Below are 14,054 nucleotides of genomic sequence, written 5' to 3' on the forward strand. Positions count from 1 at the left end.
GCCGTCGGGCGCGGGCTGTACGCCGCTCTCGCCCTGCTCGGGCGGTACCTCGTCGTCGTACCCGCCGTCTGGTTCCACACGTGGGTGCTCGTCCCGCTGGGTCACGCCCTGGTCTGGTGCGGCAAGGGCTTCGCCCGCGGTCTGGGTCTGGCCGTCACCGGCATCGGTGCGGTCCTGTACTGGACCGTCCGGATCCTGCTCGTCCTGCCCGCCCTCGCCCTGTGGCGCTGGGTGCTCACCCCGGTGGGCCGGGTCCTCGCGGTTATCGGCAGGGAGGTCCTGGACGCGCTCGGGCACGGCTGGCGGATCGCGGGGCACGTCTCGCGGGCGTTCGGCCGGTTCCTCGGCACCCTGTGGCGGTGGGCCGTGGCCGAACCGGCGCGCTGGGCGTACCGGACCGTGCTCACCCCGGTCGGGCACGCCCTGCGGGACAGCGTCCTGCGGCCGCTCGCGGAGGCCGGACGCGCCGCCGGACGGATCGGCCGGCAGGCGCTCGCCGCGGCCCGGCTGACCGTGCGGGAGACCCGCGCGGACCTGCGCCGGGCGCTCTTCGGTCCGCCTCCGGCGGCACGGCGGCCCGACCGGCGGGAACCATCCGTCGCCGAGGCACGTACTCTTGGTAGTAGTACGACCGCTCTCACGAAGGACTGAACGACACTGGGCAAGCGACAGCCCGAAGGCCCGCCGCCCGTACCCGCGGTGCAGCGCATCCGACTGCGTTACACCAAGCGCGGCCGCCTCCGGTTCACCAGCCACCGTGACTTCCAGCGTGCCTTCGAGCGCGCGCTGCGCCGCGCCGAGGTGCCCATGGCGTACTCGGCGGGGTTCACGCCCCACCCGAAGGTGTCGTACGCCAATGCCGCACCCACCGGCACGGGCAGTGAGGCGGAGTACCTGGAGATCGCGCTCACCGCGGCGCGTGACCCGGAGCAGCTCAGGGTGCTCCTCGACGCGTCGCTGCCCACCGGGCTCGACGTCGTCGACGCGGTCGAGGCCCGGACCTCCGGGCTCGCCGACCGGCTGACGGCATCGGTGTGGGAGCTGCGCCTGGACGGGGTGGAGTCCGCGGACGCCGAGCGCGCCGTGGCCGCCTTCAACTCCGCCCCGGCCGTGGAGGTCCAGCGCCGGACCAAGAACGGCGTCCGCACCTTCGACGCCCGCTCCGCCGTCGCGAGCCTGGAGAGCGCCACCACGCACGGTTCCCCGGCTGATAGGCCGACCGACCAGCCCTGTGCGATACTGCGGCTGGTTGTTCGGCACGTGACGCCTGCCGTACGACCCGACGACGTCCTGTCCGGTCTTCGCGCCGTGGCCGACCTGGCGCCGCCGGTCCCCGCAGCGGTGACCAGGCTGGCGCAGGGGCTGTTCGATGAAGAGACCGGTGCGGTGACCGACCCGCTCGCGCCCGACCGCGAGGCAGAAGCGCCCGAGCCGCAACCGGCCGCCGCTCCCGCCGCCGCGAAGGCGCCCGCGTAGGGAAGGTTCCGCTCAGGGACGGACGTCGTAGCGCCGCCCTCGAACTCGGGAGCCACCTGGGTCGGGCAGCGCACCGACCACAAGACTTTCGCCAGGCCGTACCCGCCAAGGGGTACGGAACCGGCGAGACAAGACACTGAGAGCTTCCGAGCGGCGCCCGCGCCCCGGACGGCGGCGACGCGCACCGCGCGAGCCGCGGACGTCACCGGCGGTCGATCAGATCGACGCCGGGCCGGTGTGCGGCGCCCGGGAGCCTGACGGGAGAAAGCCCCGCATGCTCGAACCGACCGAACCCACCGAGTCGTCGACCACCACGACGGACTCCGAGTCGAACACCCCGAGCGACACCCTGCCGCCGCGCCGCCGGCGCAGGGCCGCTTCCCGCCCGGCGGGTCCGCCGTCCGGCGGCTCCGACGCGCCGGCCGAGACGGTCGCGCCCGCCGAGGTGACCGCCGTGACCGACGAGGCGGAAGAGACCGAGGAGACCGAAGAGGCGCAGGCCGCCGCTCCGGAGCCCGAGGCGGCCCCCGCCCGCCCGCGCCGTCGTGCCGTCCGCCGCGCCTCCGCGCCCGCCGGGGCCCCGGCGTCGGCGGAGGGTGCCGAGACCGTCGTCGCGCCGCCCGCCGAGAAGCCCGCCGCCGAGCCGGTCGCCGAGGCCGGCGAGGTCACCGAGGACCCCGCGCCGCGCCGTACCCGCCGCCGCGCCACCCGCAGCGTCGCCGCGCCCACCGAGCAGGCCGCCGCCGCGCCCGCCTCCGAGGCGCCCGCTGAGGCCCCCGCCGCGCCCGCCGAGCCCGCCGCCGCGCCCGCCGCCGAGGCCGAGGACGCCGCGCCCAAGGGCCGTACCCGCCGCCGCGCCACGCGCCGTGTCACCGCCCCGGCCGAGGCGCCCGCCGAAGCCGCCGCCGAGGTGAGCGAGCCCGCTCCCGAGTCCGCCGCCCCCGAGACTCCCAAGGTCGCCGCGCCCGCCGAGCCCGTCGAGGACGCCGCTCCGCGCCGCGCGCGCCGCCGGTCCACCCGTAAGGCCGCCACCGGTTTCGCCGCGCCGGCGCAGGCCGCCGCCGAGGACGCCGACGCGCCCAAGCGCCCGTCCCGGCCCGCCGTCGCCGTGTTCCAGGCGCCCGTGTTCGCCGAGCCGCAGTTCCAGACGCCCGAGCGGGCCGCCGCCGAAGCCGCCGCCGAGGCGGCCGGTGCCGCGCCGGCCAAGCCCGCCGAGGCTGCCGAGGCCGTCGAGGAGCCGGCCGAGGAGCAGTCCGCCGGGTCGCGCCGCCGTCGCCGCCGCCGCGCCGCCGAGGAGGCCGCCGAGGAGCGGACGCCCGCCGCCGCGCAGGACGACCGGCAGGCCACCCGCGCCGACGGCGACAACGACGCCGACTCCGAGGCCGACACCGACGCCGACGAGTCGGGCGAGGACCACGACGACGACGCCGACGGCTCCGAGGACTCCGGCTCGCGCCGCCGCCGTCGCCGGGGCGGCCGTCGCCGCCGCCGGGGCGACTCCGCGGACGGCGACCTGAACGACGACACCGAGCAGACCGGCGCCGAGCAGGCCGACCGGGCCGACCAGGATGCCGCGGACACCGTCGAGCAGGCCGAGGACGACGCCGAGGAGGGCGAGGAGTCCTCCGGTGACGGCGGCGGTTCCAGCAGCAGCCGGCGCCGTCGTCGCCGTCGCCGCCGGGCCGGGGACGGCTCCGGTGAGGGCGACGCGTCCGCCGACGACCCCGAGCGCACCGTCGTCAAGGTCCGCGAGCCCCGCCCGCCGCGCGAGAAGGGCGAGCCCTCCGACGAGGTGCAGTCCATCAAGGGCTCGACCCGTCTGGAGGCCAAGAAGCAGCGCCGCCGCGAGGGCCGCGAGCAGGGCCGCCGACGCGTTCCGATCATCACCGAGGCCGAGTTCCTGGCCCGCCGCGAGGCCGTCGAGCGCGTCATGGTCGTGCGCCAGCACGGCGAGCGCACGCAGATCGGCGTCCTGGAGGACGGCGTGCTCGTCGAGCACTACGTCAACAAGGAGCAGGCCACCTCGTACGTCGGCAACGTCTACCTCGGCAAGGTGCAGAACGTGCTGCCGTCGATGGAGGCCGCCTTCATCGACATCGGCAAGGGCCGCAACGCCGTCCTGTACGCCGGTGAGGTCAACTTCGAGGCGCTGGGCATGGCGAACGGCCCGCGCCGCATCGAGTCCGCCCTCAAGTCCGGCCAGTCGGTCCTGGTGCAGGTCACCAAGGACCCGATCGGCCACAAGGGCGCCCGCCTGACCAGCCAGGTCTCGCTGCCCGGCCGCTACCTGGTCTACGTGCCCGAGGGCTCGATGACCGGCATCAGCCGCAAGCTGCCCGACACCGAGCGGTCCCGGCTGAAGACCATCCTCAAGAAGATCGTCCCCGAGGACGCGGGCGTCATCGTGCGCACCGCCGCCGAGGGCGCCAGCGAGGACGAGCTGCGCCGCGACGTCGAGCGGCTCCAGGCGCAGTGGGAGGACATCCAGAAGAAGGCCAAGAGCGGCAACGCGCCCACGCTGCTCTACGGCGAGCCGGACATGACCGTCCGCGTCGTGCGCGACATCTTCAACGAGGACTTCTCCAAGGTCGTCGTCAGCGGCGCCGACGCGTGGGAGACCATCCACGGGTACGTCTCCCACGTCGCCCCGGACCTCTCCGACCGGCTGTCCAAGTGGACCAGCGAGGTCGACGTCTTCGCGACGTACCGGATCGACGAGCAGCTCGCCAAGGCGCTGGACCGCAAGGTCTGGCTGCCCAGCGGCGGCTCGCTGGTGATCGACCGGACCGAGGCGATGGTCGTCGTCGACGTCAACACCGGCAAGTTCACCGGCCAGGGCGGCAACCTGGAGGAGACGGTCACCAGGAACAACCTGGAGGCGGCCGAGGAGATCGTGCGCCAGCTCCGGCTGCGCGACCTCGGCGGCATCATCGTCATCGACTTCATCGACATGGTGCTGGAGTCCAACCGGGACCTGGTGCTGCGGCGCCTGCTGGAGTGCCTGGGCCGGGACCGCACCAAGCACCAGGTCGCCGAGGTGACCTCGCTGGGCCTGGTGCAGATGACCCGCAAGCGGGTCGGTCAGGGCCTGCTGGAGTCCTTCTCGGAGACCTGCGTCCACTGCAACGGCCGCGGTGTCATCGTCCACCTCGACCAGCCGGTCTCCGCCGGCGGCGGCGGTGGCGGCGGGAGCAAGCGCCGCAAGCGGGCGCGGGCCGGGGCCGACCAGCCGCACGAGCACGAGGCGGTGGCCGGCGTCGAGACCGGTCCGACGGCGGAGCAGGAGGCGGACACCGAGTCCGAGTCCGAGGTCGCCGCCGAGGTCGCCGAGCCGGTCGCCCTCCCGGCGCCCGACTTCACCGCCGACGAGGAGCTGTACAGCAGCGCCGCCGAGGCCGAGGCCGCCGCCACGCGCGGTCGCGGCCGGCGCCGCGCGAGCCGCAGGGCGTCCGCCCCGGCGGGCGCGCCGAAGGGCGCCAAGGGCGAGGCCGCGCGCGACGAGGCCCCGACCGCGCAGGACGTCACGGTGCGGGAGGAGGTCGAGCGTCCGGTGCGGCGCGAGTCCGCCGCCGAGGTGCTGGCCGACCCGGCCGCCGTCGAGGACGCCGTCGCCGGGGGCCACGTCACGGCACCCGCCGAGGCAGCGGCTCCCGCGCCCGAGGCACCGGCCCCCGCCGCCGACGAGGCCGCGCCCAAGGGCCGTACCCGCCGCCGTGCCACCCGGAAGGTGTCCGCGCCCGCCGGTTCCCCCGCGGGTGCCGAGGCCGCCGTGCTGACGGTGCCGGAGACGGCGCCCGCCCCGCAGGCCGAGCAGGCGCCGCAGGCACCCGCCGAGGCCCCCGCGGAGCCCGCGGCCGAGGACGCCGCCCCGGCCCGTCCGCGGCGCCGGGCGGTGCGCAAGTCCACCGCGCCCACCGCGTCCGAGGAGGCGGCCGTCCTGGTCGTCCCGTCGGCCGGGCCGGAGGAGGAGCCCGCCGGGCAGGCGGCCGACGCGGAGCCCGCGGCCGAGGACGCCGCCCCGGCCAAGAAGGCGGCCCGCAAGACGGCCAAGAAGGCGACGGCCAAGAAGGCCGCCACCAAGAAGACCGCGGCCAAGAAGACGACGACCGCGAAGAAGGCCACCGCCAAGAAGGCGGCCAAGACGACGACCGCCAAGAAGGCCACGGCCAAGAAGACGGCGTCGAAGAAGACCGCGGCCGCCGCCCAGCAGGCGCCGTCCACGGTCACGGCCGCCACCGACGAGGGCTGATCCGGCACCGTCCCGGCACACCCGCGGCCCCGCCCCTCCGGTCTCCGGACGGGCGGGGCCGCGGTGCGCGAGGGGGCGCGGGGCCCGGTTTGACCCCTGTCGTGCGGCCCCGTAATCTTGAGCGTCGGCGTGTCGACTGACGCGTCACATCCCCGTAAACCTCTTTCCTTTCGGGTGCGGGCCCGTGCGGGCCCCGGCCGGAAGAGGCTGTCCGTGTGTCACCGGGTGGCTGGACTGCGGGGGTGCCGTTCCCGAGCGAGAGAGTGAGATCCGCGTGTACGCCATCGTGCGCAGCGGTGGTCGCCAGCACAAGGTTGCTGTCGGCGACATCGTTGAGGTTGACAAGATTTCCACCGGCAAGGTCGGCGACACGGTCGAGCTCTCGACCCTGCTCGTCGTCGACGGCGACGCTGTGACCAGCGACCCGTGGGTGCTGGCCGGCATCAAGGTCCAGGCCGAGATCGTGGACCACCACAAGGGCCAGAAGATCGACATTCTGCGCTACAAGAACAAGACCGGCTACCGCCGTCGTCAGGGCCACCGCCAGCAGTACACGGCGATCAAGGTCACTGAGATCCCCGCGGCTGCGAAGTAAGGGACTGAGGAGACATGGCACACAAGAAGGGCGCATCGTCCACCCGGAACGGTCGCGACTCGAATGCCCAGCGGCTCGGCGTGAAGCGCTTCGGCGGTCAGGCCGTCAACGCGGGTGAGATCCTGGTCCGCCAGCGTGGCACCCACTTCCACCCCGGCTCCGGCGTCGGCCGTGGCGGCGACGACACGCTGTTCGCCCTCCAGGCCGGTGCGGTGCAGTTCGGCACCCACCGTGGCCGCAAGGTCGTGAACATCGTCCCGGTCGCCTGACCGGCACACTTGCGCGAGGCGGACCTCACTTCCCCGAGGGGAAGCGGGTCCGCCTTTCGCGTGTTACCCAAGAGACATCCCGGCAGTAGGCAGTAACAGCAGGCAGTAACTGGAGGCACATCCCATGACCACCTTCGTGGACCGCGTCGAGCTGCACGTCGCCGCGGGTAACGGAGGCCACGGCTGTGCCTCCGTCCACCGCGAGAAGTTCAAGCCGCTCGGCGGCCCGGACGGCGGCAACGGCGGCCGCGGCGGAGACATCATCCTCACCGTGGACCAGTCCGTCACCACGCTGCTCGACTACCACCACTCGCCGCACCGCAAGGCCACCAACGGCAAGCCCGGCGAGGGCGGCCACCGCTCCGGCAAGGACGGCCAGGACCTCGTCCTGCCCGTGCCCGACGGCACCGTCGTCCTCGACAAGGCCGGCAACGTCCTCGCCGACCTGATCGGCCACGGCACCTCGTACGTCGCCGCACAGGGCGGCCGGGGCGGCCTCGGCAACGCCGCGCTGGCCTCCGCCCGGCGCAAGGCTCCCGGCTTCGCGCTGCTCGGCGAGCCCGGCGACCTCCAGGACATCCACCTGGAGCTGAAGACCGTCGCCGACGTGGCGCTGGTCGGCTACCCGAGCGCCGGCAAGTCCTCGCTGATCTCCGTGCTGAGCGCGGCCAAGCCGAAGATCGCCGACTACCCCTTCACGACGCTCGTCCCGAACCTGGGCGTGGTGACGGCCGGCGAGACCGTCTACACCGTCGCCGACGTGCCCGGCCTCATCCCCGGCGCCAGCCAGGGCAAGGGCCTCGGCCTGGAGTTCCTGCGCCACGTGGAGCGGTGCAGCGTCCTGGTGCACGTCCTGGACACCGCGACACTGGAGTCCGACCGGGACCCGGCGTCCGACCTCGACATCATCGAGGCCGAGCTGAGCGAGTACGGCGGCCTGGACGACCGGCCCCGGATCGTCGTCCTCAACAAGATCGACGTGCCCGACGGCAAGGACCTCGCCGAGATGGTCCGCCCGGACCTGGAGGCGCGCGGCTACCGCGTCTTCGAGGTGTCCGCGGTGGCGCACATCGGCCTGCGGGAGCTGTCCTTCGCGCTGGCCGACCTGGTGGCCGGGGCGCGCGCCGCCCGGCCCAAGGAGGAGGCCACGCGGATCGTCATCCGGCCCCAGGCCGTGGACGAGGCCGGCTTCACCGTCACCCGCGAGGAGGACGGCCTGTTCCGGGTGCGGGGCGAGAAGCCCGAACGCTGGGTGCGCCAGACCGACTTCAACAACGACGAGGCCGTCGGCTACCTCTCCGACCGGCTCGCCCGCCTCGGCGTCGAGGAGCGGTTGATGAAGGCGGGCGCCCGCAACGGCGACGGCGTGGCCATCGGTCCCGAGGACAACGCGGTCGTCTTCGACTGGGAGCCGACGGTGACCGCCGGCGCCGAGATGCTCGGCCGCCGCGGTGAGGACCACCGCTTCGAGGCACCCCGCCCGGCCGCCCAGCGCCGCCGCGACCGGGACGCCGAACGGGACGAGGCGGAGCGGGAGTTCGACGGCTTCGAGCCGTTCTGATCCCGCCCCCTGGAACCACGGCCCTGCGGACGGCATCTTGCTGTCCGCAGGGTTACACAGGTGTGGCAGGTCCGTGATCCGCTGTCGAACACCCATGTGTACTTTGTGAGGAGGATGTGGCCACTGTGCGTGGCCCGGGGCGGGGAAACGGACTGACCATTCGTTCCCGGAAGCAGAGAGAAGCCGCAAAGTGAAGATCGCATTTCTCGTTCGGGACCTCTGCCACATGGGGGGCGTGGTCAGCGCGACGCAGAATCTCGCCGGCGCGCTGGCGCAGCGGCACGACGTGGAGATCGTGGCCCTGCGCAAGGTGCGGGACGAGTCCTACTTCCCGCTCGATCCGCGGGTCTCCGTCCGGGTGCTCAGCGACATGCGGCCCGACTCCCCGGTCTCCGACGTGGACAATCCGCTCTCCGACAAGTTCCCGCTGATCTACCCGCTCAACGCCGGCGCCAAGACGCCGGTGGTGAGCCGGCTCGCGGAACTGCGGCTGCTGGAGTACTTCGACACCACCGACGCCGACGTCATCGTCAGCTCCAGCCCGCGCAACACGATCATGCTGGCGCAGGCCCGAGGTGACTACCTGAAGGTCACCCAGGAGCACTCGATGCCCGCCATCTACGCCACGGACATCAAGGAGCGCCTCTTCCCGGCCTACCGGTACCTGGACGCCCTGACGGCGCTCACCCCGGAGGAGGTCGCCGACATCGCCCGCCAGGTGCCCGCGGTGCGCAACCGCCTGGCCGTGATGCCCAACTGCGTGCCCGCCTCCGCCATCCGGTCCACCGGCACCAACAAGGTGGTGGTCTCGGCCGGCCATCTGACGGACAACAAGAACCACGCCCTGCTGATCGAGGCCTTCGCCCGGGTCCACGCCGAGGCTCCGGACTGGACGCTGCGCATCTACGGCCACGGCGCCGAGAAGAAGAAGCTGCGGGCCCGCATCGAGGAACTGGGCCTGTCCAACAGCATCCTGCTGATGGGCCAGACCTCGCCCGTCACCCCGGAGTTCGGCAAGGGCTCGATCTTCGTCCTGCCCTCCAAGCGCGAGGCGTTCGGCAACGTCGTCGTGGAGGCCATGGCCGCGGGGCTCCCCGTCATCGCCACCGACGCCGACCACGGGCCGCGCAACATCCTCACCGACGGCGAGGACGGCATCATCGTCCCGCGCGGTGACGTCGACGCGATGGCCGAGGCGATCCGCCGCCTGGTCCAGGACGACGAACTGCGGCTGAAGATGTCCGCGGCGGGCATCCGGGGCGCCGAGCGCTTCCACGAGCGGGCCAGCCGCGAGCGCTTCGAGGCCATTCTCCAGGAGGCCTTCGCCCGCAAGGAGCTGCCCCGCCACGCCACCGCCCGGGTCGACCGGCAGGGCTCGGTGCACGTCGCCGTGGGCACGCTGCCGCCGAGCGCCGGGCAGGCCGACCTCGTCCTGCGCAAGGGCGGCGCGGGCACCGAGGAGCACCGCTTCCCGTTCAGTTCCGCCGGCGACGCCGTCGTGCCCTGGGACGCCGGGGTGCCGCACGGCACCTGGGAGCTGACGCTGGCCACCCGCGAGGGCGGCCGCGAGGTGGCGCTGGGCACCGACGGCTACGGCTGCGACACCCGCGACCTGCTCGCCGTCGAGCTGCCCCGCCCGCAGGGACCGGCCCTGGCGCTGCTGCTGCCGCACATGCACGAGGACGGCGGACTGCGGCTGCGCAGCGCCCTGCGCGAGGTGCACGCCGAGGTCGGACCGGTCAGGGCCGACGAGCGGACCATCGCCGTACGGGCCGAGCTGTGGGGCGCCCGGGCCGCCGCCGGTGCCGTGGTGGAGGCCGTGCACCGCAAGGACAAGACGCGGGTGCTGACCTTCCCGCTGCGCGACGAGGGCGACGGCCGCATCGCGGTCGACATCGAGTGCGCCGCGCTGGTGCGGGCGCACACCGAGGCCGACGAGGCCGAGGTCATCTGGGACTTCACCCTGCGCCCGGCGGCCGGCGCGGCCCGCGTGCAGCTGGCCAAGCTCGCCACCGACGTCCTGGCCCCGATCAACGTGTTCACCTTCCCGCGTCCGGTGCTCAGCGAGGCCGCGGCGGCGCCGCCGACCGTGCTGACGCGGGCGGTGCGCAAGTCCCGCCGGGCGCTCGGGCAGACGCCCGCGCCGCTGCCGCCCACCCGGCGGCGCACGGAGCTGCGGCCGTACTTCACCGCCGCCTGCCAGTTCGCGGTGAAGACCGTACGCCTCTGATCCGCGCACGGCGCAGGGAAGCGGCAAAGGGGCGGGGCCCGGAGGAGACGATCCTCCGGGCCCCGCCCCTTCGGCACGAGCGCGCGGTCAGCCCTCCCGCGCCTGCTCCAGCATCCGGTCGACGACCCGTGCGGACGCGTTGCCGTCGTCCAGGTCGCAGAACAGGTGGTGGAAGCGGTCGAACCGCTCCTGGTACTCCGCCTGGACCTGGTCGATGTCGCGGATCGCGTCGACCAGCTCCTTGGAGTTGCCGATCAGCGGCCCGGGGGAGTCCTGCTCGAAGTCGAAGTAGAAGCCGCGCAGCGTGTCCCGGTAGTGCTCCAGGTCGTACGTGAAGAACAGCATCGGCCGCTTCAGGTGCGCGTAGTCGAACATCACCGACGAGTAGTCCGTGATCATGATGTCCGCCGCGAGGTACAGGTCGGCGATGTCCGGGTACTCCGAGGCGTCCCAGACGAAGCCGTTGCCCGCGCCCGGCACCGCGTCCACCACGTTGGAGTGGCGGCGGATCAGCAGCACGTGGTCGTCGCCCAGGCGGCGCTGGGCGTCCTCCAGGTCGATGCGCAGGTCGAACAGGTACTGCCCGGCGCTGTGCGACTGGTCGTCGCGCCAGGTCGGCGCGTACAGGACGACCTTCTTGCCCTCGGGCAGCCCGAGCGCCTTCCTGACCCGGGCGGCGATCGCGTCCCGCTCGGGCGAGTACAGGTAGTCGTTGCGGGGGTAGCCCGCCTCCTGGATCTCACCGTCGTAGGAGAACGCCCGCTTCAGGATCGGCGTGCTGAAGCGGTTGGAGGACACCAGCAGGCTCCACTGCTTCGCCTCCAGCGCCAGCTTCTCCTGGTAGCGCCGGTCGAAGTGGAGCGTGTCGATGTCGTGCCCGATCTTCTTCAGCATCGTGCCGTGCCAGGTCTGCACGATCGACTGGCCCGGGCGGCGCACGATCCAGTCGGGAAGGTGGCCGTTGGTGACGATGTAGCGGCTGGAGGCCAGCGCCTCGTACCACTCCTTGCCCCACATGCGGACCTTCTCCACCCCGTCGGGCAGGTTGACCTGGCCGTCGCGGACCGCCCACAGGTGCTTGACGTCCATGCCGCGCCGCACCAGTTCCTCGTACATCGCGCGCGGGCTGTCCGAGAACTGCTTGCCGTTGTAGCTCAGGTAGAAGACCTGGTCCTTGAGCGGCTGCTGGAACAGCGGCTCGTACACCTCGGAGCGCAGCTCCCGCTGGCGGTACGGTCCGCGCTCCAGGTCGCTCAGCTCCGAGCGCGCGTTGAGCTGCGGGAAGTCGCCCCAGCGGTTCTCCAGCCAGTAGCGGCGCCCGCCCAGTTCGGCCTGGACCGGGAAGGAGTCCGCGGCCAGCCGGTCGACCACGAAGGGCACGTCGGGCACGCCCTCCTCCTCGGGCCGCAGGAAGAGGTTCCAGCGGCCGGCGCGGAGCGGGACGTCGCCCCTGCCACCGAGGCTGGAGGGGTCGAAGGAGACCTCGAAGCGGCCACCGTCGAGCCAGCGGGTCTCGACGAAGCGCTCCTCGTACCGGTTGCGCGGCTTGAGCAGGAACCGGGACCCGGACAGCCGGGGATCGGCGTGGCCGGTGAGGGCGATCCGGCCGTCGCGCACGGTCGCCGTGTCGATCAGGGCGCGGCGGGTGCGGCCGGAGAACTTCAGGAAGCCGGTGTGCCCCGCCACCACGGCCAGCTCGACCAGGTGGGACTGGTCGCCGAGGGACGCGGGCAGCGGGAACTCGGCGTCGGGAAGACCCTCCTGCATCACGGTGCCGAAGCGGCGCTCCTTGCCCTGCGGGCCGGTCGCGACCAGCACCGTGGACCAGGTCCGCTTCTCGGGCTGCGCCATCTCGTCGACGCCCTCGTGGAAGACCAGCGCCACGTCGGCCACCGGCACCCGGACCGAGAACTCCTGCCGGCCGCCCTCGCGGGTCACCGTGACGGGGTACTCGAGGGTCTCGGCGCCCTTCTGGTTCTTGACCCGCAGCGTCACCTGCTCGTCCGCGGCGAGCGGCTCGCGGATCTCACCGGTGACCCTGATGCCGTCGTCCTCCAGGGCACGGCCCGTGATCAGGGCGCGGACCTTCTCGATGCGCAGCTTCAGGGCACCGCGCTCGACGGACGGCAGCATCCGGAAGTCCGGGCTCAGCCAGTGGTACGGCGGGAAGTTGCAGGCCGCGCCGCCGCTGGAGTGGACGGCGTTGCGCCGTACCAGGCCGGAGGCGAAGATGCCGAGGCCCACGTGCCACACGGCCTCCTGCCAGTCGCCGCCCTTGCGGAGCCTGGCGGGGTCGATGGTGACCTCCCAGCCCGCCCAGTCGTAGTTGTAGCGGTCCTGGCCGGAGTCGGTGGTGACCTCGGGGCGCGGCACATTGCGGGCCGGCAGCAGGATGCGGCGGCGGGAGCGGTCCTTGCGCAGCTGGAGCACCTTGACCGAGGCCTTGCGCGAGGGCAGGTCGATCTTGTCGATCCAGGCGTTGCCCGAGAGCACGAGCTTGCCGCCGGACCAGCTGACCTCCTGGAGCGGGGCGCGCATGGTCAGGTGCTGGTCGATGCGGAGCGCCTCCTTGGGCAGGTGCAGGTCGGCACCTTCCAGGGAGGGGAACGAGGCGTACTTGCGCAGCAGACCGCTGACCTCGGGCGTCTCCCGGCGGCGCTGGCCGGCCAGCAGGGCGATCAGCTCCTCCATCTGGTGCTTGCGCACCAGCAGCCACTGCACGCGCAGTTCGGCCGGGAGGTCCATGACGACCTTGGGGTCGATGCTGTCGAGGAAGCGGTTGGCCGAGCGCAGGAACTCGGCGCGGTACTCCTCGTCGCCGTCCGGCACCACGTTGAGGAAGAGCCGCAGGTCGTCGCGGAGGACGCGGGTGTCGTACTCGCGCTTGAGACGGGCGAAGGTCTCGCCGGGCTGGTCGGCGAGGAAGGCGCTGATCTCCATCACGGAGGTGGTGCGGTCGCGCACGCCCGCCGGGTCGGTGCGGCGCTGGGTGATCGACGGGGCCGACTCGCCCTCGCGCAGCCGCCAGTAGTAGCAGGGCTCCGAGATGACGTCGACGCTCTCGGCCAGGTAGTGGGCCCGCATGGTGACCGGGGTGTCCTCGTACAGCCGGCCCTCGGGGAAGGCGAAGCCGTTCTTCTCCCAGAAGGTGCGGCGGAAGACCTTGTTGCAGGCGATGCGGTCGGCGACCAGCTTGGCGTACCGGGATATGTGCGTGCCCACCCGGGCCTCGCCGGCCAGCATCCGCATCAGCGGCACCTGCCAGGACTTCTCGCCCTTCAGGTGGAAGACGTTGCCCGTCGCGAAGTCCGAGCCGCTCTCGTCGAGGCTGCCGACCATGAGCCGGTAGGCGTCCGGCGGGATCAGGTCGTCGCTGTCGACGAAGGTCAGGAACTCCGACTCCGGCGCGAGGTGCGCCATGCCGGTGTTGCGGGCGGCGCCGAGGCCGCCGTTCTCCTTGCGTATGAGCTTGAAGCGGGAGTCGCGGGAGGCGTACTCCTCGGCGATGGCGGCGGAGCCGTCGGGTGAACCGTCGTCCACCATCAGGACCTCGAAGTCGCGGAAGGTCTGCGCCGCGAGCGAGTCCAGACAGGCGGGGAGGTAACGCTCCACGTCGTAGATGGGGACGATGACACTGAGCCGAGGGGCCATGGCTTGGTGATCTCCTTTCGGGG

The 14,054-nt window shown here is 73.0% G+C and carries 7 protein-coding genes and 1 pseudogene; 7 read left to right on the forward strand and 1 reads right to left on the reverse strand.

Annotated features, from left to right (window positions below):
- The 7 genes and pseudogenes from IE108_RS12180 to IE108_RS12210 form a co-directional block, all read left to right on the forward strand.
- Positions 1–651 (forward strand): annotated as a pseudogene (locus tag IE108_RS12180) (hypothetical protein); the annotation flags it as partial.
- Between the two features lie 48 nt (positions 652–699).
- Positions 700–1,476, forward strand: a complete 777-nt coding sequence (locus IE108_RS12185; RefSeq protein ID WP_064727857.1) for a TIGR03936 family radical SAM-associated protein — start codon at positions 700–702, stop codon at positions 1,474–1,476.
- 274 nt (positions 1,477–1,750) lie between these two features.
- The gene (locus IE108_RS12190) at positions 1,751–5,725 is read left to right on the forward strand and encodes an Rne/Rng family ribonuclease (protein WP_064727856.1); all 3,975 of its coding nucleotides are present in this window, start codon (positions 1,751–1,753) and stop codon (positions 5,723–5,725) included.
- 274 nt (positions 5,726–5,999) lie between these two features.
- Complete coding sequence (gene rplU, locus IE108_RS12195) at positions 6,000–6,320, forward strand: 50S ribosomal protein L21 (protein ID WP_003976204.1); 321 nt, start codon at positions 6,000–6,002, stop codon at positions 6,318–6,320.
- A 14-nt stretch (positions 6,321–6,334) separates the two neighbouring features.
- On the forward strand, positions 6,335–6,589 hold the full coding sequence (gene rpmA, locus IE108_RS12200; RefSeq protein ID WP_015033582.1) for a 50S ribosomal protein L27: 255 nt from the start codon (positions 6,335–6,337) through the stop codon (positions 6,587–6,589).
- Between the two features lie 124 nt (positions 6,590–6,713).
- On the forward strand, positions 6,714–8,150 hold the full coding sequence (gene obgE, locus IE108_RS12205; protein ID WP_064727855.1) for a GTPase ObgE: 1,437 nt from the start codon (positions 6,714–6,716) through the stop codon (positions 8,148–8,150).
- 190 nt (positions 8,151–8,340) lie between these two features.
- Entirely contained in the window at positions 8,341–10,380 is a 2,040-nt protein-coding gene (locus tag IE108_RS12210; protein ID WP_064727854.1) for a glycosyltransferase family 4 protein, read from the forward strand.
- Between the two features lie 87 nt (positions 10,381–10,467).
- Here the strand turns inward: IE108_RS12210 and IE108_RS12215 are convergent, their stop codons facing one another.
- Entirely contained in the window at positions 10,468–14,031 is a 3,564-nt protein-coding gene (locus IE108_RS12215) for a bifunctional glycosyltransferase/CDP-glycerol:glycerophosphate glycerophosphotransferase (RefSeq protein ID WP_064727853.1), read from the reverse strand.
- Positions 14,032–14,054: the final 23 nt, after the last annotated feature.

It is taken from the genome of Streptomyces parvulus (assembly GCF_014648855.1).
GTDB classification, from domain to species: Bacteria; Actinomycetota; Actinomycetes; order Streptomycetales; family Streptomycetaceae; genus Streptomyces; species Streptomyces parvulus.

What these genes read in the sequence shown, in the direction of transcription:
- obgE (WP_064727855.1), top strand. Translation starts at nt 6,714, where the DNA reads ATGACCACCTTCGTGGACCGCGTCGAGCTGCACGTCGCCGCGGGTAAC.
- IE108_RS12215 (WP_064727853.1), bottom strand. Translation starts at nt 14,031, where the DNA reads ATGGCCCCTCGGCTCAGTGTCATCGTCCCCATCTACGACGTGGAGCGT.
- IE108_RS12190 (WP_064727856.1), top strand. Translation starts at nt 1,751, where the DNA reads ATGCTCGAACCGACCGAACCCACCGAGTCGTCGACCACCACGACGGAC.
- rpmA (WP_015033582.1), top strand. Translation starts at nt 6,335, where the DNA reads ATGGCACACAAGAAGGGCGCATCGTCCACCCGGAACGGTCGCGACTCG.